The 23,135-nt window shown below is 63.4% G+C and carries 20 protein-coding genes; 13 read left to right on the top strand and 7 right to left on the bottom strand.

The genetic code is table 11. The features are described 5' to 3' along the window. The 6 genes from LG385_RS13795 to LG385_RS13820 all read left to right on the top strand — a co-directional run bounded on the left by LG385_RS13795 (window position 1) and on the right by LG385_RS13820 (window position 6,681). On the top strand, window positions 1–903 hold the full coding sequence (locus LG385_RS13795) for a LysR family transcriptional regulator (RefSeq protein ID WP_225774765.1): 903 nt from the start codon (window positions 1–3) through the stop codon (window positions 901–903). A 169-nt stretch (window positions 904–1,072) separates the two neighbouring features. Then, a complete protein-coding gene (locus LG385_RS13800) occupies window positions 1,073–1,699 on the top strand; it encodes a glutathione S-transferase family protein (RefSeq protein WP_225774766.1) in 627 nt (208 codons plus the stop codon). Between the two features lie 52 nt (window positions 1,700–1,751). Then, a complete protein-coding gene (locus LG385_RS13805; protein ID WP_225774767.1) occupies window positions 1,752–3,797 on the top strand; it encodes a pyridoxamine 5'-phosphate oxidase family protein in 2,046 nt (681 codons plus the stop codon). A 26-nt stretch (window positions 3,798–3,823) separates the two neighbouring features. Beyond that, window positions 3,824–4,300 carry a DUF1348 family protein gene (locus LG385_RS13810; RefSeq protein WP_225774768.1) on the top strand — a complete coding sequence of 159 codons (477 nt, stop codon included), beginning with the start codon at window positions 3,824–3,826 and terminating at the stop codon, window positions 4,298–4,300. Between the two features lie 122 nt (window positions 4,301–4,422). Beyond that, window positions 4,423–5,184, top strand: coding sequence for a hypothetical protein (locus tag LG385_RS13815; protein ID WP_225774769.1), 762 nt, complete (start codon window positions 4,423–4,425; stop codon window positions 5,182–5,184). A gap of 333 nt (window positions 5,185–5,517) precedes the next feature. After that, a complete protein-coding gene (locus LG385_RS13820; protein WP_225774770.1) occupies window positions 5,518–6,681 on the top strand; it encodes an MFS transporter in 1,164 nt (387 codons plus the stop codon). Window positions 6,682–6,701: 20 nt separating this feature from the next. Here the strand turns inward: LG385_RS13820 and LG385_RS13825 are convergent, their stop codons facing one another. The 3 genes from LG385_RS13825 to LG385_RS13835 all read right to left on the bottom strand — a co-directional run bounded on the left by LG385_RS13825 (window position 6,702) and on the right by LG385_RS13835 (window position 10,637). Then, window positions 6,702–6,887, bottom strand: a complete 186-nt coding sequence (locus LG385_RS13825; protein ID WP_225774771.1) for a hypothetical protein — start codon at window positions 6,885–6,887, stop codon at window positions 6,702–6,704. A gap of 113 nt (window positions 6,888–7,000) precedes the next feature. Beyond that, window positions 7,001–8,524, bottom strand: coding sequence for a M10 family metallopeptidase C-terminal domain-containing protein (locus LG385_RS13830; protein ID WP_225774772.1), 1,524 nt, complete (start codon window positions 8,522–8,524; stop codon window positions 7,001–7,003). 67 nt (window positions 8,525–8,591) lie between these two features. Beyond that, complete coding sequence (locus LG385_RS13835; RefSeq protein WP_225774773.1) at window positions 8,592–10,637, bottom strand: PAS domain-containing sensor histidine kinase; 2,046 nt, start codon at window positions 10,635–10,637, stop codon at window positions 8,592–8,594. Window positions 10,638–10,935: 298 nt separating this feature from the next. Here LG385_RS13835 and LG385_RS13840 point away from each other — a divergent pair, with 298 nt between their 5' ends. Continuing rightward, window positions 10,936–12,357, top strand: a complete 1,422-nt coding sequence (locus LG385_RS13840; RefSeq protein ID WP_225774774.1) for a type I secretion C-terminal target domain-containing protein — start codon at window positions 10,936–10,938, stop codon at window positions 12,355–12,357. A 297-nt stretch (window positions 12,358–12,654) separates the two neighbouring features. Here LG385_RS13840 and LG385_RS13845 read toward each other — a convergent pair whose 3' ends face one another. Beyond that, complete coding sequence (locus LG385_RS13845; protein ID WP_225774775.1) at window positions 12,655–12,945, bottom strand: DUF1778 domain-containing protein; 291 nt, start codon at window positions 12,943–12,945, stop codon at window positions 12,655–12,657. A 252-nt stretch (window positions 12,946–13,197) separates the two neighbouring features. Between LG385_RS13845 and LG385_RS13850 the strand changes: the two genes are divergently transcribed. From LG385_RS13850 to LG385_RS13860, 3 genes are read left to right on the top strand one after another with little or no spacing between them, the layout of a single operon-like run. Next, entirely contained in the window at window positions 13,198–13,866 is a 669-nt protein-coding gene (locus LG385_RS13850; protein WP_225774776.1) for an ABC transporter ATP-binding protein, read from the top strand. A gap of 1 nt (window position 13,867) precedes the next feature. Next, window positions 13,868–16,348, top strand: a complete 2,481-nt coding sequence (locus LG385_RS13855) for an FtsX-like permease family protein (RefSeq protein ID WP_225774777.1) — start codon at window positions 13,868–13,870, stop codon at window positions 16,346–16,348. After that, a complete protein-coding gene (locus tag LG385_RS13860; RefSeq protein WP_225774778.1) occupies window positions 16,338–17,426 on the top strand; it encodes a lipocalin-like domain-containing protein in 1,089 nt (362 codons plus the stop codon). The genes LG385_RS13855 and LG385_RS13860 overlap by 11 nt, the downstream gene beginning before the upstream one ends. Before the next feature lie 177 nt (window positions 17,427–17,603). On the opposite strand, the gene LG385_RS13865 is transcribed toward LG385_RS13860, so the two are convergent. After that, on the bottom strand, window positions 17,604–18,140 hold the full coding sequence (locus tag LG385_RS13865) for a cytochrome b (protein WP_225774779.1): 537 nt from the start codon (window positions 18,138–18,140) through the stop codon (window positions 17,604–17,606). Further along, window positions 18,137–19,201 carry a catalase family peroxidase gene (locus LG385_RS13870; RefSeq protein ID WP_225774780.1) on the bottom strand — a complete coding sequence of 355 codons (1,065 nt, stop codon included), beginning with the start codon at window positions 19,199–19,201 and terminating at the stop codon, window positions 18,137–18,139. The genes LG385_RS13865 and LG385_RS13870 overlap by 4 nt, the downstream gene beginning before the upstream one ends. A 152-nt stretch (window positions 19,202–19,353) precedes the next feature. Between LG385_RS13870 and LG385_RS13875 the strand changes: the two genes are divergently transcribed. Continuing rightward, window positions 19,354–19,959, top strand: a complete 606-nt coding sequence (locus LG385_RS13875; RefSeq protein ID WP_181116339.1) for a TetR/AcrR family transcriptional regulator — start codon at window positions 19,354–19,356, stop codon at window positions 19,957–19,959. Between the two features lie 96 nt (window positions 19,960–20,055). Next, window positions 20,056–21,543, top strand: coding sequence for an NAD-dependent succinate-semialdehyde dehydrogenase (locus LG385_RS13880; protein WP_225774781.1), 1,488 nt, complete (start codon window positions 20,056–20,058; stop codon window positions 21,541–21,543). A 7-nt stretch (window positions 21,544–21,550) separates the two neighbouring features. Here LG385_RS13880 and LG385_RS13885 read toward each other — a convergent pair whose 3' ends face one another. Beyond that, entirely contained in the window at window positions 21,551–22,009 is a 459-nt protein-coding gene (locus LG385_RS13885; protein ID WP_225774782.1) for a MarR family winged helix-turn-helix transcriptional regulator, read from the bottom strand. 168 nt (window positions 22,010–22,177) lie between these two features. On the opposite strand from LG385_RS13885, the gene LG385_RS13890 reads away from it, so the two are divergent. Next, window positions 22,178–23,131 (top strand): PDR/VanB family oxidoreductase, encoded by a 954-nt coding sequence (locus LG385_RS13890; protein WP_225774783.1) that lies wholly within the window; start codon window positions 22,178–22,180, stop codon window positions 23,129–23,131. Window positions 23,132–23,135: the final 4 nt, after the last annotated feature.

The following is a 23,135-nucleotide window of genomic DNA, read 5'->3' on the forward strand; positions in this document are numbered from 1 at the left end:
ATGGCCCGTTATCGCGAGCTGCAGGTGTTCGATGCAGTGGCCCGGGCCAGTAGCCTCGCGGCCGCGGCCCGGCAACTGGGGCTATCCCTCGCCACCGTGGCGCGCAGCGTCGCCGCGCTCGAAGCGCGCCTGCAAAACACCCTGTTGTCACGGGGCCCACGCGGGGTAAGCCTCACCCCCGCAGGCGAGCAGTTCGCGCACAGTTGCCGGCAGATCCTGGCGCAAACCGAGGTCGCGGAACGCTCGGCGGCGGGTATACACGCCCGGCCCGAGGGCCAGTTGACCGTCGCTTTGCCGCTGCTGATCGACTTGCAGGTGTTCACACCCATCGCCGTGGCCTATCTGGAGGCTTTCCCCGGGGTGGGCCTGGCGATCCAGGCCAGCGAGGGGCTGCCCCGGCTACTCAAGGACGGGATCGACGTGGCCATCGTGGTAGGCCAATTGCCTGATTCCTCCGAGTTTGCCATCCCATTGGGGGAGGTTCGGCCGATCGTGTGCGCCGCGCCTGCCTACCTCGCACGGTGGGGCCACCCTGCTACGCCGGAGGATTTGAAAGCCCATCGCGCGGCAGTGGCCACGTCAGTGAGCTACGACGCGCAGTGGCGCTTCTCGTCGAGGTGTGCCAGCCGTGCGGCCAAACCCGCTCACGTATTGAGCTGCACTACACAGCGCGGGGCCATCCGGGCAGCCACCCTGGGCGCTGGCCTGGTGCGCTGCCTCAGCTACGAGGCTCACGAAGAGCTGCGCACGGGCCAGTTGGTCCAGGTGCTTACGGGCTATCCGGGCATGGGCGTGCCCGCTCAGCTGATCTATCGCCACGGCCGCCGCGCCGAAGCCCGGGTGCGCACCTTCATCGACTTCGCTACCCCGCTGCTGCGCGCCCACCCAGCGTTTTCAGGCTGAGGCAGAATAGCCCCGGCGGGTGATTATTCCGCAAAGTGGACTTATGGATTGCCAACCGTGGTGATTCTGCCGAGGCCGGGATAGGCGCAGCATGGCTTCACCAGCGTAGCCGCCCAGCCGGGCTTGCCAGTGCGCTGCCAGCCCTTCCCTACCCCACGGAGCCACGAGCATGCCAAACCTAGTGAAATTGTACCGCCACTCGCTTTCCGGCCATGCCCATCGCGTGCAATTGCTGCTCTCATTGCTCAACGTGCCCACAGACCTGGTAGACGTGGACCTGGCCCGCGGCGAGCATAAGCAGCCAGCGTTTCTTGCGATCAACCCCTTCGGGCAAGTGCCGGTGATCGACGACAACGGCACCTTGCTCGCCGACTCCAATGCCATCCTGGTATACCTGGCGAAGACCTACGGCAGCGGCAGCTGGCAACCCCAGGACGCGCTCGCCGAAGCGCGGATTCAACGCTGGCTGTCGGTGGCGGCTGGCCAGGTGGCGTACGGCCCCGCAGCGGCACGGTTGATTACCGTGTTCGGCGCGGCCTTCAATGCCGACGAAGTGATTGCCCGCGCGCATACCTTGCTCAAGTTGATGGACAGCGAATTGGCCGACCGCCCCTTCCTGGCGGGCACTGAACCCACCATCGCCGATGTCGCCAATTACAGTTACATCGCCCACGCCCCCGAGGGCAATGTGTCACTGGAACCCTACCCGAATGTAAGGGCGTGGCTGTCGCGCATCGAAGCCCTTCCTGGCTTTGTGCCGATGGCGCCTACTGCGGCCGGCTTGCTTGCCGCTTGAGCGCGAACGCCTGACTGCCGGGCCGCCGGCAACCTGTTCAAGGAGGTGAGCCATGGACACAGTGCGCCAACCACCAGCATCGCCCTGGCATGCCGGCGAGAAACAACTTCAGCAGACCTTCAACGCATCCGAACGCATGGAAGAGCTCGGCCGCCGGGTGATCCGGGACTACATGCCCGACCAGCATCGCGCTTTCTACCAGCAATTGCCGTTTATGGTGGTGGGCGCGGTGGATGCCAACCGGCGCCCCTGGGCCACCTTGCTGGAAGGGCCGGAAGGTTTTATCACCAGCGCCGACCCACACCACCTGAACCTGGCCACCGAGCTGGACCCGCAAGACCCCGCCACCCCCGGCCTGCAAGCCGGCCAGGCCATCGGCATGCTGGGCATCGAACTGCATAGCCGCCGACGCAACCGGGTGAACGGTGTTATTCAGCACGCCTCGGCCGCCGGGCTAGAGGTAACGGTGGAGCAGTCCTATGGCAACTGCCCCAAATACATTCAGGAACGGGCCTACAGCCGGGTTGCCTGGGCGATGAGCGACAGGCCGCTGGCGGTGCACGCTGTTGCCCTCAACGACCAGACCCGCGCGTTGATCCGTGCAGCCGACACGTTCTTCGTCGCCAGCTATGTGGAGAACGAGGATCGCAACCCCGCTGTGGACGTGTCTCACCGTGGCGGGCGCGCCGGGTTTATCAAGGTAGACGGCAATCGGCTGACGGTGCCCGACTACGCGGGCAACCTGTTTTTCAACACCCTGGGTAATTTGCAGGCGAACCCGGTGGCAGGCTTGCTCTTCATCGACTTCGCCAGCGGTGACCTGCTGCAACTGAGCGGTCGCACCGAGTTGCTGCTGGACAGCCCGCTGACCCTGGCGTTCGAAGGGGCCGAGCGGCTGTGGACGGTCGAGGTGGAGCAGGTGGTTGTGCGGCCAGCGGCGATCAACCTGCGCTGGCTGTTTCATGACTACGCCCCTACCAGCCTGGCCACCGGCACTTGGGCGGAAACGGAAGGACGCGCTCGGCAGCAGGCACAGCGTGGGCAATGGCAGCGCTGGCGGGTGGCGCGGGTGGAACAAGAAAGCAGCGACATCCGTTCGATCTACCTCGAAACACCCGGCGCCATCCCGGTCCCCTTCGCGCCAGGCCAGCACCTCCCCATGCGCATCCATACCGACCAGGGCGCGTTGATCCGGACCTACAGCATTTCCAGCGCGCCCGGCGAGGACCACATCCGTATCAGCATCAAACGGCAGGGCCCGGCGTCGAGCCATCTGCATGATCGAGTGCAGGCAGGGGACCTGTTGGAGGTGCGCCCGCCGGTGGGCGGCTTTACGCTGGTCGACAGCGACCGGCCGGTGGTACTGCTGGGCGCGGGGGTGGGAATCACGCCGATGATCGCCATGGCCAAGGCACTGGTTGCGCAGAATCAACAGCGGCAGAGCGCCCGACCTGTGCACCTGTTCCAGAGCGCTCGCAGCCTCGAGGAACTGCCCTTCCGGGAGGAGCTCGCGGCGCTTCAGCTCGGCTCAGCGGGCCAGTTGCACATCCATCGCATATTGAGCAGCCCGGGTGAGTTGGCCGTGCTGGACCGGGACTACCAATTGGCTGGGCGGCTGGAATTCACACAGGTGAAAGCGCGGCTGCCACTGGATGACTACGACTATTACCTATGCGGCCCTGCGAGCTTTTTACAAGCCATGTACGACGGCCTGCGCAGCCTAAACATCCAGGACCTGCGCATTCATGCGGAAGCCTTTGGCCCTTCGGCGCTGCGCCGCTCGGCAACCGAGGCTCCACCCACGCTGGCCCAACCACCGGCGGCTACCAGCCCGGTACCGGTGCAGTTCAAAGCTTCTGCCGCCGAAGCTCGCTGGATACCCGGCGGTGGTACCTTGCTGGAGCTGGCCGAAAGCCGCGGGCTCAACCCTGAGTTCAGTTGCCGCGGCGGCTCGTGCGGCACGTGCAGCACGCGGTTGATCAGTGGTGAAGTGAACTACCCTACCCCGCCAGCGCAGATGCCGCCTGCCGACCAGGTGTTGATCTGCTGTGCCGTGCCGGCCCAAGGCAATGGCGAACCGCTGGTGCTGGATCTATGAAAACAACCACTGAGAAGGAGCCCCCGATGACCGACACCGAAACCCGCCCACCGCTGCCGCCGTTCACCCGCGACACCGCCATTCTCAAGGTGCGCCTGGCAGAGGATGGCTGGAACAGCCGCGACGCTGCCAAAGTCGCGCTGGCGTACACCCCCGATACCCGCTGGCGCAACCGCGCGGAATTCGCCACCAACCGCGATGAGGCCGAGGCCTTTCTGCGGCGCAAATGGAACAAGGAGCTGGAGTACCGGCTGATCAAGGAACTGTGGGCCTTCACCGAAAACCGCATCGCCGTGCGCTATGCCTACGAATGGCATGACGACTCCGGCAACTGGTTTCGTTCCTATGGGAACGAGAACTGGGAATTCGCTGACAACGGGCTGATGGCCCACCGCTTCGCCTGTATCAATGACCTGCCGATCACCGAGGCGGAGCGCAAATTCCGCTGGCCCCTCGGGCGCCGGCCGGATGACCATCCGGGGTTGTCTGAGCTGGGGTTGTGATGCGCTCGGGCATTCGGTCTTGGGCTAGGCTCGATGAAAGATTTCCGATCGACAGGAAAAGCGCCTTGAGTGTGAATGCCGCGCGTCACTAGAATTGCGCGGCATTTTACAAGGAGGTTTCAATGCGCACCGTTCGTTCGCTCCCCCTCGGCACCGCTGGCGTGCTGGGTGCTTTCATTGCCGTACTATCAGGCTGCTCCACCGCACCCACAGGCCCCCTGAGTGCGGCGCAGATAGCGGATATCCACAAGGGTGTGAGCACAGCCCTGATCCCGCTCATGCTGGCGGCTAACAAGCGTTGGCTCAACGGCACCGTTGCCCTGGACCTCGTCATTGACCGTGATAACCAATTGCTGAGCTGCAAGGCAACGCGTATGGAAGGTGCGCCTGAGCTGGTCCCAGTGGTCGAGCAAGCCTGCTGGGCTACGGTACTTCCATCGCTGCCGCCCGAGGCTTTCAGAGCGGATGGGAAGGCAAAGCTGCGTACGCCGGTATCTGTAAGGATGAACCATGACGGTAACCCCACACAACGCGCCTATTTCGAAGCCGTGGTGTTCCCGATGTTCGCCCAGAATCAGTACTTCTGGGACCACGGCATCTCCCGGGTGGCGTTCGGGAGTGTCGGTGAAGCGGGCTTTCGCTACGTGGCCGACCGCGAAGGGCGAGTGCTCGCGTGTACGGCGAAGATCACGGCCAACGAGGCGCGAAAAGAGGCGTTCAAGCAGAACCCTCAACTGGTGGCAAACCTTCAGAAGGCCTGCCTGGGAATGAACCTGGCCAAAATGCCGGGGTTCCAGGTTGCGGACAATGGCCTTGCCGCCGGCACGGTGTGGACAACCTACGCGCCATGGCGCAAGGCCGCGCCACGGTTCCAAGGCCAGTGACGGCGTGCCGGTGAACTCACCGCACCGCCTTGTAATTTCATGGACTCGCCCTGGCCGGCCATCCGGCGCAGCCGTAGGCGGAGCTCGCGAATAATTGCCCCGCCACCCCTCAAAGGCTACACTGCCCGCCCTTTGTCCAATGGGCCCTGGCCCCCCAGCGCGCCATGCCTTCTATAGAGCTTCTCGCCTTCCGTGTTTGGCACAACGATGCCGGCCTCAGCCGGCGCCGTAGCGTGCTGTTCGCGTTCACCTTCTCCCCGCCCGTCCTCTAGCGTCGATCTTCGGCTGGCGCACCCTGCGCCGGTATCCGTTCGCTTGCCGTGTAGGAACAGCATGAACCGCAATAAAACTGTATTAGGTGTTTTGATCCTCGCCGTGTCCGTGGTGGGGCTGGGGATGGGCGCGACCTTGCCGGTGGTGGCGTTGCGCATGTATCAGGCGCAGGCATCGTCGCTTGCCATCGGCTTGCTGGCGGCAATGCCGGCGGTGGGGATGATGATCTCGGCGTTCATGGTCGACGGCTTGTGCCAGCGGCTGAGCCGGCGTGGTATCTACCTCCTCGCACTGGGCTTGTGCGCGGCCAGCGTGGCGGCCATCGACCCACTGGCGAACTGGCCATCGTGGCTGGCGGCGGCGCGCCTGGGCATGGGCATCGGAATGGGCGTGGTGATCATTCTTGGCGAAGCCTGGGTCAACGAAATCAGCGCCGATAACGTACGGGGCCGGGTGGTGGCGCTGTACGCCACTAGCTTCACCGCGTTCCAGATGCTGGGCCCGGCCACCGTGGCGTGGCTGGGGGCGGACGGCCCCTGGGTGAATGCGCTGGTGCTGGCAAGCCTGGGCGTGGCCCTCGGCCTGGTTGCCTTGATCATGCCTGCGAGCGCGGCGGTACACGAGGAGAAGGCAGGAGGCTTCTCGGTGCTGGGGTTCGTGCGCGTAGCGCCGGCGCTGTGCATGGGCGTACTGTTTTTCAGCTTCTTCGATAGCGTAGTGCTGTCGATGTTTCCGGTTTACGCCGCCGGGCTGGGGCATAGCCTGGCCGTAGCGGCACTGATGAGCAGCGTGATCCTCGCTGGAGACGCGGCCTTTCAATTGCCCCTGGGCTGGCTGTCCGACCGTTGCGAACGCGGCGGGCTGTACCTGGGGTGCGGCCTGCTGGTGCTTGGCCTCGGCGCGGGCCTGCCGTGGCTGATGGGCAGCGGCAACTGGCTATGGCCGGCGCTGTTGCTACTGGGCGCTGTGGCCGGAGGGATCTATACCTTGGCCATTACGCTGATTGGCGAGCGCTTCGAAGGGCCGGAGCTGGTGACTGCCAACGCAAGCGCCGGCCTGATCTGGGGCCTGGGCAGCCTGTTGGGGCCACTGGGCAGCGGCGCCTTGATGAGCGCCGGGCCACAGGGGGTGCCTCTGGCCCTAAGCGCACTGGCGCTGGTGTTTGTTGCCGGTGCATGGAGTTATCAACGGCAGGCGCGGCGGCAACTCCAGGCTGCGCAATAGGCTGCCGCAGGGCCGGGCGGTTATTCACTTTTGGCGCCACCGTTATCCCGGTCGGTCTGGGCATCCTGATCCGAGCCCGGGTTGCCGGGCGGCGGGTTCCAATCCTCCAGGCGTTCGCCCGTGCCTTGCTTGGGCTCGGAATCGGCTTGTTCAAGGCCAGAGTCGTGGCCCTCACCCGTATCAGGTATGTTGTGCTCGATCGCCATAACGACGCTCCTTTTGGGTTACACGCAGTGCATCTGCGCTTATCAATCGGAGCGGCGTTGGCGCGCCCGAGTGCCGGATGGCCGACAGGCGGGGCTGATATACCCGCGGTGGTTCAACCGATTGACGTATGGGTGTCCGGCGCCACCGCGCCGATCAACGACACTTCAACCTCCGCCATGGGCGCAGCCGTCGACGGCGCGAACAGCACATTGCTTGCGGTTAGCGCGCCTGACACATCCCCGTTGAGCGTGAGTTCGAAGCGGTGGCCTTCGGCGTCGGCCTCGAAGCTTTTCAGGTAAGTGCGGCTGTCATCCGCGTTGGTCCGGATCGCGACAGTGCCGTCATACCCATCGCCGAAGCCGGTGAACCCCAGGGCGCTGAGATCAATCCGGTCCTGGCTGGCATCGAAATCGACGATCCGGTCGCTGCCATTGCCGGTTGCGGTGCGAAAGCTGTCGGCCACGCTGGCGTAGCGGAACACATCGGCCCCTGCCCCACCGGACAGCAGGTCTCGGCCCAGGTTGCCCTGCAGCACATCGTCCCCAGCCAACCCGCGCAGAATCTCGTCGCTGCCCAAGCCTTGCAATACATCGGTTGCGGATGAGCCCACCAGCCTGGTGCTGCCGTCGGCGCTGCCAAAGGTGGTATCCAGGCTGCCATCCGCATTCAGCCGCACGGTCGCGAAGTCGCTGCCGCCATTGGCGTAGGCATCCCCGGTGAGCAACAGCTTGCCGTCGTCGAGCACGGCGATGCCACTGGCCTGTGCATAATCGCCAGGAAGGTCGATGCTCGCCAGGCCGTCGTTTCCAAAGCCGGAATCCGTGCTGCCATCGGCGTTCAAGCGCAGCACGGCGAAATCGTCGAACGCGCTGGTGCTGGCGATCACAATCTTGCCGTCGGCCTGCACGGCCATGTCGGCGCGATAGCTGGCGAAGTCGGTCAACGCCACAGCCCCGTTATCGCCGAATGCCGTGTCCAGTTCCCCGCTGGCGGTGTAGTGGGTCAGGCTGTTCTGCCCGTGCAAGGCGCCCTGAACCAGCACACTGCCATCTGCCAGGCTGACGATGTTTTCCAGAAACAGAAAAGTACCGTTAGCCTGGAGCGTGAGCAGGCCGTTCGTGCCGAAGCTCGTGTCCCGGGTGCCGTCGGCGTTCAATTGCGCCAGCGCCAAAGTATTGCCCTCTACCGCCCCTACCAGCACGCGCCCGTCCGCTTGAGTTTCCACCAGCGGTGTGTCCCCGAATGCGCTGGGCAGGCTGGCGTCGGCGTTAGTGTTGAACACGGGATCGGCCTTGCCGTCCGCCCCCCAACGCTGAACGATCACCGTAGCGTCGTGGCCTTCGTGCGCCGTGATCACACCACCGTTCGCTTCCACGGCCAGGCTGTAGTCTTTTTCCAGCGGGATCTGCTTGTGGATAACCAGCCGACCGGCATGGCCGTAAGTGGTGTCCACAGCGCCATCGGCCCGCAGCTTCACGAGGGAGAAATCCCGGCCGTCGTCCAAATCGTCGCTGTACTGGCTGAAGCCGGCGATCAGCACGGAGCCGTCAGCCTGTACGGCCACGCCTTGTGCGTTGTCAGTGTGGCCGGCAATGTCGACGATCATGCTGCCGGGGGCGCTGTAAGTGGTTGCCATGGTTCTGCCCTGAGGTGGAGTGAACCCTTGATCTTAGCCATGGCTGGGTGCTGTGCCAGGGTATCGCTCAGGCTTTGAACATCTCCTTCAATCGGTCACGCAAGGCATCCAGGCCAAAGGGCTTTACCATCAGCCGCATGTTCTTCTCCAAGCGGCCTATATGCCCGGTCGCGTCATCGGCATAGCCGGTAATGAACAGCACCTTGAGCTCGGGGCGCTTGTGTCGGGAGCCAGCGACCATTTCCAGGCCACTGCGCCCTCCCGGAAGGCCGATATCGGAGATGAGCAGGTCGATCGGCACGTCCGAGTCCAGAATGCGCATTCCCGCTACGCTGTCCGTGGCCTCGATAGTGGCGTAGCCGAGGCCATGGACCACCTCGGCCAAGAGCATGCGAAGCGCTGCATCATCTTCGACGATCAGCACGGTAAGGGCCAGGCTGGCCGGGAGGAATGGCTCACCGCTTTTGAACGGCTGCGCTGGCTCCAGCTCACCCTCGAAGCGCGGCAGATACAACGCTACGGTGGTCCCGCGGCCTGGCGTGGAGGTGATGCGCGCCTGGCCACCGGACTGGCGGGCGAAGCCATACACCATCGAAAGCCCCAGGCCGGTACCCTTGCCCATTGGCTTGGTGGTGAAAAAGGGCTCGAACGCCTTGTCGATGAGCGAAGGCGGCATACCGATACCGGTGTCACTGACGCTGATTCGAAGGTACTGACCTTCAGGCAGATCCAGTTGCCGCGCAGCAGCGGCGTCCACCACATCGTTATCGCACCCAATGGAAATGCGCCCGCCATTGGGCATGGCGTCCCGCGCGTTGATGCACAGGTTCAGCAGCGCATTCTCAAGCTGGCCAGGGTCGATAAGGGCCAACCAAAGCGGCTGGCTACTGGCGACCTGAAGCTGGATGGAAGGCCCTACGGTGCGTTCTACCAGAGGCTGCAGCCCGGTGATCAGGGCGTGCACGTCCGTTGCCTTGGGGGCCAGGGCTTGCCGCCGGGAGAAAGCCAGCAAGCGATGCGTAAGGGCGGCCCCTCGTTGCGCCGCTCCGAGGGCAACGCTCACATAACGATCCAGCTCCTTGTATTCGCCCTGGGCAAGCTTGGCTTGCATCATCTCGAGGCAACCGGAAATCCCGCCCAACAGGTTGTTGAAATCGTGCGCGATGCCACCGGTCAGCTGGCCAACAGCTTCCATCTTCTGAGACTGCCGCAACGCCTCTTGGGCTTCTTCACGTTCCTTGATCGCCTCCTTCACGCGCTGTTCCAGCGTGGCATTGAGCTCGTGGATAGCCGTTTCGGCGTTTTTGCGGTCGGTCACATCCACCGATGAGCCGATAAGCCCTATCACCTCGCCGGCGTCGCTGCGCAGCGGCTCCTTGGTGGACAACCACACGCTGACCGTACCGTCAGGCTGGCTGACCTGTTCTTCGATAACCTCCGCCACACCCGTGGACATGATGCGCTGGTCGGTTTCGGTAATGATCCGGGACTGCTCGGTATCAGCAAGAAATTCGGCGTCTGTCTTGCCCAGGTATTCCTCAGGGGGCCTACCGATCAATGCGGTTGTACCCCGATTGGCCACCAACATGCGGCCTTCCCGGTCCTTGGCATACACCACGCCCGGAACCGCCTCGGTAAACATCCGCAGTAAAGCCGTGGCGCGGTCACGTTCCGCTTCAGCCGCCCGGCGAGCTTCGATGTCGAGCAGTATCCCAGGGAAAAGCGTGGGCGCGCCCTGGTCATCGGTGTCCACCCGCCCCAGCGCTTCAATCCAGCGGTAGGTCTGGTCTGTTCCGCGGATTCTATACTCGCACCGGTAAGGTGCCCGCTTGATCAGCGCTTCCTGAACGGCCGCTTGAACCCTTGGAAGATCCTCTGGATGAATCGAAACGAACATCTCGGTCAATGGCAGGCCGCGGCGGCAATCCTCCACCGCAATGCCAAAGGTTTTCGAGAAGCGCTCATCAGCGGTGACTCGGTCGTTGGGAACGTCCCAGATCCAGGTACCCACGATTGCGGCGGCATCCAGCGCGAGGCGCAACCGCTCGAATGCGTCGGCTGCCGAGCCTTCACCGGCTTCGTCTTCCAACAGGCGTGGCGGAAAAATACCCATGTTTATGGTGACCTTAATGAAGCAAGCCGTTTTGTCAGGAAGAGGTTGAGGGATACCAGGATTTTCGAACCACTTAGCATGGCTGAACGTCGGACGTGTGTCTTGTGTAGTTACCGCGGGTTCGTGGCTGATTTTTCCAGTGTTTTCTCCACGCTACAAGCCACCGCAAGGATTAACCGGCAGCGCTTTAAAAATCCGGGTTGTACCTCCACCATTCCTGATCTAGCGAGGCTCCATGGCTACCTACAATGACAACGTGTACTGGTACGGCACCCCCTAGGACGATGCAATTGTAGATGTGTTCGGGGTACGCAACGTGATGTATGGCGGTGCGGGAGACGACGAGCTCAACGGCGGATTCAGCAGCGACAGCTTATCGATACTGATCGGAGGAAGCGGCCGCGACGGACTGAACGCGATCAGTGCTGTGAACATCCTGCGGTTCAACAGCGTGACCGACAGTTACCGGGACGCTACAACCGGCCATTGGGATTCCGTTTACAACTTCGATACCACCCGCGACAAGCTGGACCTCACTGCGCTGGGCTACACCGGGATCGGCGACGGCCACGGCAGTACGCTGAAGGTGATGTACAACGAAACCACGGACACTACCTACCTCAAAAGTTTCGATGCCGACGCATCCGGCCAGCGCTTCGAGCTGGCATTTGGCGGCCACGACTACGCCTTCAGCGATGTCAACTTTGTCACGTTGCTCGCTGGCACCGACCATGCCGATCGACTGAGCGGGAGCGATCAGGCCGCTACGCTGGCTGGCTACGAGGGAAGAGACACACTGGTTGGCGGCAGCGCCGATGAGCGTCTCGATGGAGGCGCCGGTGGGGACACCCTCACTGGTGGCACCGGGGCCGATGCCTTTGTGTTCCGAAACGTTAGCGACAGTGTGCGAGCCGATGGGCCTGGTGGGACCGGTGGTCGGGATCTGATCACGGACTTTTCCGCCGCAGAGGGTGATACGTTGGATTTGTCGTTGCTGGGGTTCACCGGCTTCGGAAATGGCCTGAACGGCACCCTGAAAGTGTCGGTAAACGCCGCTGGCGACAAAACCGCGCTCAAGTCACTGGAAACCGACAGCGCGGGTAACCATTTTCAGGTGTTCTTCAATGGCAACCTTGCCGACGACTTGAACCGGGATACGGTGATCTTCGCCAATACCACAGGCGACAGAGTGATAAACACCCTGACCCGCGACGATCAGGAAATCGTGGGCACCGACAAAGGCGAAACGATCGTGGGTGGCGATGCGCGGGACGAGATCCTCGGGTTTGCCGGCAACGACAGGATCAACGGCGGCACCGGCGACGACTCCATGGCCGGCGGCAAGGGCTCAGATATTCTGACCGGCGGCGAAGGCCGCGACGACTTCGTGTTCTACAGCATCGAGGAAAGCTACCGTACCGCAACGGCCGACCACTCGGACACCATCACCGACTACGAGAAGGGCGACATTCTCTACGCCCTGGACCTGGGCTTTGACGACCTGGGCGATGGCACGGGCCGCACGCTGGCGCTGGACTACGACAGGGCCACCGACAAGACCTTGCTGCACTCGTTGGAGGCGGATGATCAGGGCCGGTATTTCCAGATCACCTTGGCAGGGGAACACACCACCGTGTCGATCGCGCTGGACGGCTTGTATGTGGATGAGCAGCCGATTTCCATCCTTGGCGTAGACCCTTATGGGCCTGCGCCGGTTTGATGCTGGACCGACGAACACTCCTCAACTCGGACGGCACGAAGCCCGCGTGTGCGGACTCCTTCGTTAGCCGCTCAGCGCAGTGAGCGCATCATCGTCACAGGCGACAAATCAGGACAGACGCGAAAGGCTGCGTATTTCTCATAGAATCGTGCGACGTCATCACTTAGTGGGTGGACGACCAGAGCCACAGAGCCGATTACTTCGCAAGCTACAAGCGCACGCTCAATAGCGGCGATCGACGGCTGACCGCAGTCGGAATGCGAACGTCATGCAGGCCATTCAGTCGTTGAGGAGGGCTCAGCTCCAGGGTTTGGGCTTTACGAGAAGTCTCTTCACACATTCGTTACTCCTGATAGGGTCTGCATCAAGAGCCTGTTCGAAGCGGTCAAATGCCTCATCACCGAGCAGAAAAAGCCGTCGATCCAGAATCACTTCCTCCGCACGCTTGCAAGCGGCATCCAGAATGAAACTGGTTCGATCCACGCTCAGAATTGCTGCAGCCGTGTCGATCAGTTCTCGTTGTTTCAAGTTCACTTTCATGTTGATCTGGACGGGTTTATTGGATTTGAGTTCGGTCAAAGTAGTCATGTTGAGCTTCCGAAATCGGGGGGTTTTTAGGTTCATATCTCCTGATCCTGACAAGGCAAGCATAACCATCCATGTATCTATCGGCTTTACACATGTTATCGGGGTCCGATGAATCCAAAACCCGCGCATTACGGAATAGGCAAAGAAGCAGCTGGGCAGACTTGAAGATCCCAAGGGCAGGAAGTATGGCACTCTCGTCACGTTTGGAAACCAAACGGACGTATCGCCCACCCATTACCTTGGCGCCCTCCAATGCTCCATGTGCAAGCCGTGTTCAAAAGCTACCCCACCGCCCAAGGCCCGCTGCCCGTTTTGCGCGGCGCAGATTTACACATGAGCCAAGGCGAGAGCTTGGCGTTGATGGGCGAATCCGGCAGCGGCAAAAGCACCCTGCTGCACCTGGTGGCCGGGCTGGACCAGGTGGACAGCGGCAGTATCGAAGTCGCTGGCCAGCGGCTGGACCGCATGAGCGAGGCCCAGCTGGCCAACTGGCGGCGCACGCAAATCGGCCTGGTGTTCCAGCAGTTCAACCTGATCGGCAGCCTGCGGGTGGAGGACAACCTGGCGTTTCAGGCGCGGCTGGCGGGCCGGGTTGATAACCCCTGGCAAGCGCAGCTGGTGGAGCGGCTGGGGCTGGGGCCCTTGCTCAAGCGTTACCCCGAACAGCTTTCCGGCGGGCAACAGCAACGCGTTGCCATCGGTCGGGCATTGGCTTCGCGCCCTGCCCTGCTGCTGGCGGATGAGCCCACCGGCAACCTCGACGAAGCCACCAGTGACGACGTGCTGCAATTGCTGCTGGACCTGTTGGCCGACAGCCCGACCAGCCTGTTGATGGTCACCCATAGCCCACGGGTGGCGGGACGCTTGTCGCGGCAGGCAGTGCTGCATCACGGGCGGCTTGCCGCCGAAGCCGGGCGCTGACATGCGCGTGTGCTATTGGGCGCTGCGCGCATTGGTCAGCCACTGGCGCCGCCATCCCGTGCAGTTTTTCAGCGTGCTTACCGGCCTGTGGTTGGCCACCAGCCTGCTGACTGGCGTGCAGGCGCTCAACACCCAGGCCCGGGACAGCTATGCCAAAGCCAGCCAGTTGATCGGCGGCGCGCCACAAACCCGCCTGGTACCGGCAAAAGGCGAAACGGTGCCCCAAGCCCTGTTCGTAAGCCTGCGGCGCGCAGGCTGGCCGGTGTCGCCGGTGCTCAGCGGGCGCGTGGTACTGAAAGGCAAACCTGACCAGCGCCTGCGCGTGATGGGGATCGAACCGGTGTCCATGCCCAGCGGCACCGCGCTCGCCGGGCAGGCGCTGGACACGGCGCAGATCGTGGAATTCTTCACCCCGCCGGGGGCTACCTGGGTCGCGCCGCAAACACTGCAACCGCTGGGGCTGAGTGAAGGTGACCAGCCCTTGAATGAAGCCGGCCAACCGCTGCCGCCGCTGCGGGCGAAAGCGGATATGGCACCCGGGCTGCTGTTGATGGACATCGGGTTCGCCCAGCAGGTAATGAACCTGCCGGATCAAGTGTCCTACCTGCTGGCGCCCAGGGAGTTTGCCCTGCACCTGCCGCCATTGCCGGATAACGCCGCAGGGCAACTGGTGCTCCAGCAGAGTGGCGAAGAAAACGACCTGAGCCGGCTTACCGAGAGCTTCCATCTGAACCTCGACGCGCTGGGTTTCCTCTCCTTCGTGGTGGGGCTGTTCATTGTGCACGCCGCAATCGGCCTGGCCCTGGAGCAGCGTCGCGGTTTGCTGCGCAACTTGCGGGCGTGCGGTGTAAGCGCGCGGGCGTTGATCCTTTGCCTGGCACTGGAGCTGGGTGGCTTGTCGTTGCTCGGTGGCATCGCCGGCGTGGTCAGCGGCTATTGGTTGGCCAGCCTATTGTTGCCCGATGTGGCCGCCAGCCTCAGAGGCTTGTACGGCGCGGAGGTGGCAGGCCAACTTACCCTCAGCCCGTTGTGGTGGCTCAGCGGCCTGGGGGTCAGTTTGCTGGGGGCCTTTCTGGCTGGGGGTAACAGCTTGCTGCGCGCCGCCCGCCTGCCTCTGTTGGCATTGGGCAATGCACAGGCCTGGCATGAAGAACATGCCCGCTGGCTGCGCCGCCAAGGCTGGCTTGCCGGGGTGGGGATGGTAACGGCGGTGGCGGCTGCGTTATGGGGTAACAGCCTGGCACTGGGGTTTGTGCTGATGGCGGGCCTGCTACTGGGCGCCGCGCTCGGGTTGCCGGTATTGCTCAACGGGCTGCTCAAGGGTTTGCTGGGGCGAAGCCGCTCGGTGCTGGGGCAGTGGTTTCTGGCCGACTGCCGACAGCAGTTGCCAGCGCTCAGCCTGGCGTTGATGGCGCTGCTGCTGGCCATGGCCGCGAACATTGGTGCCGGCAGCATGACTTCCGGCTTTCGGCAAACCTTCAGCGACTGGCTGGAACAACGCCTCACCGCCGAGCTGTACATCAACCCCGCCGATGCCGCCCAAGCGTTGCCGCTGCAGCGCTGGCTTGATCAGCAAGGCGCGATTGATGCCGTGCTGCCGAACTGGCAGGTGTCCCTCCAATTGCAGGGCTGGCCGGCTGAGCTGTACGGCATTGTCGATCACCCCAACTACCGGGCGCATTGGCCGTTGCTAGAGGCGGCCAGCGGGGATGCCTGGGCGCAACTGGCGAACGACGAAGCTGTGATGCTCAGCGAGCAGTTGGCGAGGCGGCTCAAGGTGGGTATCGGTGACGCCGTGAGATTGCCTGCCCCTGATGGCGACTGGGCGCTGCGCGTGGTCGGCATTTACGCAGACTATGGCAACCCCAAGGGGCACGTTCTGGTAAACGCGGCCCACTTGCTCGCTCACTGGCCCGACCTTATGCCCAACCGCTTCAACCTACGGATTGCCCCGGAGAAGGTGGCCCCACTGCTTGAGCAGCTGCATGCGCATTTTGCGCTGGATGACAGCCACATCATCGAACAGGGCCAGCTCAAAGCCTGGTCCACGCAGGTGTTCGAGCGCACCTTTGCCGCTACCGCCGCGCTCAACAGCCTTACCCTGGGGGTAGCCGGCGTGGCGCTGTTCATCAGCCTGCTCACCCAGAGCCAGAGCCGGCTCGGGCAGCTCGCACCGCTGTGGGCGCTGGGGGTGACACGGCGCCAGCTGATGCTGTTGAACCTGGCGCAAACCTGGCTGCTGGCGGTGCTCACGCTGGTACTCGCCGTGCCACTGGGCTGGCTGCTGGCCTGGTGCCTGGATGCGGTGATCAATGTTCAGGCCTTCGGCTGGCGCCTGCCGCTGCGGATCTTTCCGCTGCAGGTATTGCAGCTGCTGGCGCTGGCATTGCTGGCAACGTTGCTTGCCTCGGCGTGGCCGCTGTACCGGCTGTTCCGCACCCAGCCCGCCGACCTCCTCAGGACCTTTGCCAATGAAGATTGAATGGGCACTGTGCGCCTGGGCACTGCTGGCACTTGCCGGTTGCGACAACAAGCCCGAGGCCGGAAAAGGCTTCGCGGGGCTGGCCGATGATGCCGCCAGCTATAGCCAGGTTAGCCCGGGCAAACGTTTTGAATTCCCCAAGGACCACGGCCCCCATGACGGCTTCCGTATCGAGTGGTGGTACATCACGGCCAACCTCACCAGCGCCGAAGGTGAGCGCCTGGGTGTGCAATGGACGCTGTTCCGCAATGCCCTGCCCCGCGCGGCCGGCGTGGCTGGCGCCAGCACAGGCTGGAGCAATCGCAACCTGTGGATGGGCCATGCGGCCGTGACTGCCGCCAACCGGCACTACGCCGCCGAGCGTTATGCCCGTGGTGGCGTGGGCCAGGCAGGGGTGGAGCTACAGCCCTTTGCCGCGTGGATAGACGACTGGGCGTTGAACAGCCAACCGGGCCTGCCCGACCCGTTGACCAGCATGCAGCTGACGGCGGCAGGCCCTGGTTTCAATTACCGCCTGCAGCTCACCTCAACCCGCCCGCTGGTGCTGCAAGGCAATCAGGGTTTCAGCCAGAAGTCCGAAGAAGGGCAAGCGTCCTATTACTACAGCCAACCGTTCTTTCAAGCCGAGGGCAGCGTCACCATCGACGACAAAACCTACCAGGTGTCGGGCTCGGCCTGGCTGGACCGCGAGTGGAGCAGCCAGCCGCTCACGGCCAACCAGACCGGCTGGGACTGGTTCTCCGTGCATCTGGATAACGGCGAGCAGGTGATGCTCTACCGCATGCGGCAAAAGGAAGGCGCGCTTTACCTGACAGGCACCTGGATAAACGCCGATGGCAGTACCGAACCTCTGGCCAGTAAGGACATTGTGCTGGTGCCCGGCGAAACCACCCGGGTCGAAGGCCATGACATGCCTACCCGTTGGACAGTGAAAATCCCCGGCAAGGGCGTAGACATCACCGCCGCCGCACTGAACCCCAAGGCTTGGATGAACCTGCGTATTCCCTACTGGGAAGGGCCGATCACGCTCAGCGGCAGCCACAAGGGCATGGGGTACCTGGAGATGACCGGGTATTGAGTCGGTAGCTGACAGGTGGCGCTCTGCGGATGACGCTTGTGGGACCGGGCGTAAGCCCGCGAATACCAGGCCATACCGCGGGAGCAGGTGTAGGGCCCTCCGCTTCCGTCCTCGCGCTGCCATTCCCTGGCTTCGCCCAGCCCTACTCTGAGCGAAGCCTGGGTATGGCAAGAACAGTTATCGCCCGCGCGCCATGCTGCGCAGCACCCCGTCACGGCGGATCAAGCCGTGGTACAGCGCCGCTGCCAGGTGAACCAACACCGTGCAGAACAACAGGTACGCCAGGTAGCCATGGGCCGTGCGCAGCAGCGCGAAGGTGGCGGCATCCGGGGCGAGCAATGGCGGGAGTTGAATACCCGCGCCAAGGCTGACGGGGTCGCCTGCGGCGGACAGCATGGCCCAGCCGAGCAGCGGCAGGCTGAGCATCAACCCATACAACAACCAGTGCGAAGCCTTTGCCGCCAGGCGTTGAACGGCGGGCAGGTCCGCTGGCAAAGGTGGCTGGCGGGTAGACAGGCGTACGGCCAGGCGAATGACTGCCAGCGCCAGCAGGGCAATGCCCAGCGGCTTGTGTAGCTCGATCAGCTGCTCGTGGCGTGCGGACACCGAGGCGACCATGCCGGCGCCGATGAACAGCATCGCCAGCAGGCCCGCCGCCATCGCCCAGTGCAGCCAGCGGGCCACGGGCACAAAGTGTTCAACAGGCTTGGTCATGGGCGGGGCTCCTGGGCGGCGTGCAAGCTGTTCACCTCGCCGGTGCGGCGCAGGTACGAATCGGCATATGCCGCCGAGCGGGCCGGCAGCAAGGGGTCGCCCGAGATTTCAATGCCCTGGGGCAGCACGGTCGGGTCATAGTTGATATCGCGGCAGGGGCCATCGTTCTGCGCCACGGCGCGGTCCAGCACCAGGGTGCCCGCCTCGAGCGTACGGCGGTCAACTGGCCACGCCTTGCTGGCGTCGTCCACCGGATCGCCGGGGTTGGCGAAGGTCATCTGCAAGGTCCAGCGCAGTGGCCCGGCAGCCAGCCGTTGCTCAATGTCCTGCGCAAGGTAGTCGGCGCCCTCCCCTGCGCTCGGGGCCGGCGTAACGCCCTCAGGCACCACGCGCCAGCGCACCGCCTGGCGCGTACCGTCCGCCGCCACCAGATAGAACGCATTCAGGCCGTCGTAGCGCTCGGTGGCAAAGCTTGCGGACGGTTTGGCGGTTTTTACCCACGCCAAGAAGGCCGCGGTTTCCGGATGGCTGGCAAAGAACGCCTGCTGCGCCGCCGGGTTCGGCTTACCGGTGGCGGGGTCCGGGCGACTGGCTTGCAGGCTGTCGAAAAACGCCTGGGTGGTGCCCACCGGGAACACCGGCATGCTGTTCATCCCGGTACGCCATTGCTGCCCATCGGCCTGAGTGAAGCGCAAGGCCAGGCTGCGAATGGGCACGCTGTTGTCCGGCGCGTACGGGTTACCGCCGGGCAAGGCGAAGCGGCCTACCACCGGCGTGCGCCCGGGTGCGAACACTTCGGCCTTGGAGGCTTGCGCCAGTTGCCCGTTGCTCTCGAACCAACCGGTTACGCATACCCCTTTGGCGTGATTGCGGCGGTAGCCTGGATGGTCGCCACCAGTGGCTTGCAAAGTATCGACGATCTTGACCGGGGTAAGGCGAGTAGGGTCCAGCCAGCCGCGCACATAGGCGAAGGTAATGCCCAGCAGCAGCACCGGCAGCGCGATCAGGGCAAACCGTGCCAACGTGGCGGCGGTACCAAGGGGTGGGGGTCTGGACGTCATCTAAGGCTCCGGGCTGAGTTGGATCAGCAGCCGGACGCCCCGCGAGGCTGATTTATTCCCCGGCTCGCTATCAAACAGTTATTGGCTCACTACCTGAAAAGATTTTCAAAAAGCCGTAGACGACTGGTCTAATCAGGCGTAATGTCCCTGCCATGAAAACATCAAACGCACTCCAAACCAGCGACGTCCGGGACAGCATCCTTGCCCATGGCCAACGCATCATGGCCGGCAAAGGGTTTTCCGCGGTGGGCATCAACGAGGTACTGACCGCCGCCAGCGTTCCGAAGGGTTCGTTCTACCACTATTTCAGCTCCAAGGACGCCTTCGGCGAGGCGCTGCTCGAAGACTACTTCGAAGGCTACCTCGCCGAGATCGACCAAACGCTGAGCTTGCCTGGTTTGAACATGGCCGAGCGCTTGCTGAAGTACTTCGAGAGCTGGCAGGCCAACCAATCGTTCTTCGACTGCCAGGGCAAGTGCCTGGCGGTGAAACTGGGCGCTGAGGTGGCAGACTTGTCCGAAGCCATGCGCATGGCCTTGAAACGCGGCACGGCGGGCATTACCGAGCGTTTGGCGGCAGCCATCGAAGCCGGGCTGGCCGAGGGCTCACTCAAGGTGGATGGCGCGCCGGAGGACATCGCCAAAAGCCTGTACCAGATGTGGCTGGGCGCCAGCGTGATGGTAAAGATCAACCGCAATACCCTGCCGTTCGACACGGCGATGGTGGCAACCCGTCAGTTGCTGCGCGCTGCTGGCTGATACGCCCCTGAAAAAGCACTTCCCTATGAGTGCTTTTTTTTGGCCTTTTGACATAGACGACCGGTCTAATCAATTCATAATCAATGGAGGCATCCCATGACTTCTCACGTGATCAACGCAACGAACACGCTCGAACAGATCAAGGCTGACGGCTGGCTGCGCCAAGCCAACTTCATCGATGGGCAATGGGCCCCGGCGGATAACGGCGCTACTCACACCGTTGAAGACCCCGCCACGGGCGAACGGATCGGCACTATCGCCTGGGCAGGCGCGGCGGACACACAGCGCGCCATCGATGCCGCCCACGCCGCCTTCCCCCAATGGTCGCTGACCACAGCCGCAGAGCGGGCCGAACGCTTGCAGGTCATGGCGCGCACGGTTCGGGAAAACCTCGATACGCTCGCCGCCATGCTCACGCTGGAGCAAGGCAAGCCGCTGGCCGAAGCCCGGGCTGAAATCAAACTGGGCGCTGACTACATTCAGTGGTTTGCCGAGGAAGCACGCCGGGTCAATGGCGAGATCATTCCTTCACCATGGCCAGGCCGGCAGATCCAGGTTACCCGGGAACCGGTCGGCGTGGTCGCGGCTATTTCGCCCTGGAACTTCCCGTTCTCCATGCTCGCCCGCAAAGTGGCCCCTGCCCTGGCGGCGGGCTGCACCATCGTGGTCAAGCCCTCCGAATTCACCCCGTTCTGCGGCTTGCTCTGGGGCGTGCTGGCAGAAAAGGCTGGCGTGCCCGCCGGCGTGGTGAACGTGCTGACCGGCGACGCGGCGGCCATCGGTAATGAGCTCACTTCCGATGCCCGGGTACGCAAGCTGACTTTCACCGGCTCCACCCGGATCGGCAAGCTGCTGTACCAGCAATCCGCCGCCACCATGAAAAAGCTCTCGCTGGAACTGGGTGGGAACGCGCCCTTCATCGTGTTCGACGACGCCGACCTGGACAAGGCCATCGAAGGCGCGTTGGCCTCCAAATACCGCAACAGCGGGCAGACCTGCATTTGCACCAACCGGTTCTATGTGCAGGACGGCATCTACGATGAGTTTGCCCGCCGGCTGGCCGAGCGGGTTCAAGCGCTCAAGGTGGGCAACGGTTTCGAGCAAGGCGTGCAGCAAGGTCCGCTGATCAACGAGGCGGCCGTGGCCAAGGTACAAAGCCAGGTCGAGGATGCCCAGGCCAAGGGGGGCCGGATACTGGCAGGCGGCAAGCGGTCCTCGCTCGGCGCCACCTTCTACGAGCCTACGGTGATCGCGGACGCCACCGCCGACATGGTTATCGCCCGCGAAGAAACCTTCGGCCCGGTGGCTGCGTTGTTCCGCTTCAGCACCGAGCAGGAAGCGATTAACGCCGCCAACGGCACGGAGTTCGGCCTGGCGGCCTACTTCTACAGCCGTGACCTGGCCCGGGTGTTCCGCGTGTCGCGGGCGCTGGAAAGCGGGATGGTGGGCATCAACGAGGGCCTGGTCACCACCGAAGTAGCACCCTTCGGCGGCGTGAAGGACAGCGGCCTGGGTTCGGAAGGCTCCTCCCACGGCATCAACGAGTACCTGCACCTCAAATACGTGAGCCTCGGCGGCCTCTGATACGGAGTTAAGGCTCTACCGCGTTCACCTTCTCGAGCTGGCGGCTCATGCGGTGCAACAGGTCGATCAACGTATCAACCTCGCGCTCCGACAGATCTGCCAGCAACACCTCTTCGCGCCGCACCGCCGTTTCCAGTACCCGGTCATGCAACTGCCGACCGCTCGGGGTAAGGGACACGGTGTGGCGGCGCGCATCTTTTGTGTCGACTTCGCTGGTCACGTACCCCTCACGCTCCAGCGCCTGCAACGAACGGCTGATCGCACTCTTGTCCAGCCCGATCACCTGCCCTACCCGATTGGCGGTGATGTGGTTTTCCACCGCCAGCATGGCAAGTACCCGCCATTCCACGATGCCAATGCCGTAGTGCTTGCGGTAGCACGCCGAGGCGCCGCTGGACAGCTTGTTGGTGAGGGACGTCAGCAGGGCTGGAACATAGCGCTCCAGGTCCAGGGGGGCGTGAGGCATGACGAAAGGTTCCTGAACGGCGCAACCAATTGGTTGACACCGCAACTAAATGAGATAGGATGAATTCCAGGCAATGACCCGAGCCGCATCATAAACGCACCGGGCCGAACAATAATAATCCGAGGTTGACTGCCATGCCGCGCCTGCCACCCCTGTGGGGGTCCGCCCATGCTTGAAGTTCGCATAAGCCGCAAAATCATCGAAGCCCAAGGCGTGTGCAGCTTCGAACTGGTGCCCCTCGATCAAGCCGAGCTGCCGCCGTTTACCGCTGGCGCGCATATCGACGTGCACCTGGGTTCCGGGTTGACCCGCCAGTATTCATTGTGCAACCCGCCCCACGAGCGCCACCGTTACATGATCGCAGTGCTTGAGGAGCCCGCCTCGCGCGGGGGTTCGAAGCACCTGCATCAACGGATTGAAGAAGGCACACAGTTATCGGTCGGCCTGCCCCGTAACCTGTTCGAACTGGACCTTACCGCCGAGCGTTATCTGTTGTTCGCGGGTGGTATCGGCATCACGCCGTTGCTGGCAATGGCCCATGTGCTGGAAGCGGCCGGCAAGCCATTCGAACTGCATTACTGCGGCCGCGATCTGGGCCGCCTGGCCTTCGTCGAACACCTGAAGGCTTCCACGCTCGCCCATCATCTGCACGTTCATGTGGACAATGGCCCACCTGCGCAGCGGCTCGATGCGCAGCGCGTACTGGCAGCGCCACAACCTGGGGATCAGCTGTACACCTGCGGGCCGGCTGGCTTCATGGCGTTCGTGGAAGCCAGTGCCAAGGCCTGCGGCTGGGCCGACTACCAGATTCACCGGGAAGATTTTGCCGCCGCCCCGCAGGTTCAGGCAGGGGACGCTCCGTTCGACATCCACCTCGCCCGGTCCGGAAAAGTGCTCGAAGTGCCCTGTGACGAAACGGTGCTGGAGGTGCTGCTGCGCAACGGCATCGACGTGGACAGCTCGTGCGAGCAAGGCATCTGTGGCGCCTGCATCACGCCACTGCTGGACGGCGAGCCGGACCACCGCGACCAGTTCATGACCGCCGCCGAGCACGCGGCGAACGACCGCTTCGCCGTCTGTTGCTCGCGCGCGCGAAGTGCCCGCCTGGTGCTGGACCTCTGACAAT

The sequence above is a fragment of the Pseudomonas sp. Marseille-Q5115 genome (genome assembly GCF_916618905.1).
GTDB lineage: Bacteria > Pseudomonadota > Gammaproteobacteria > Pseudomonadales > Pseudomonadaceae > Aquipseudomonas > Aquipseudomonas japonica_A.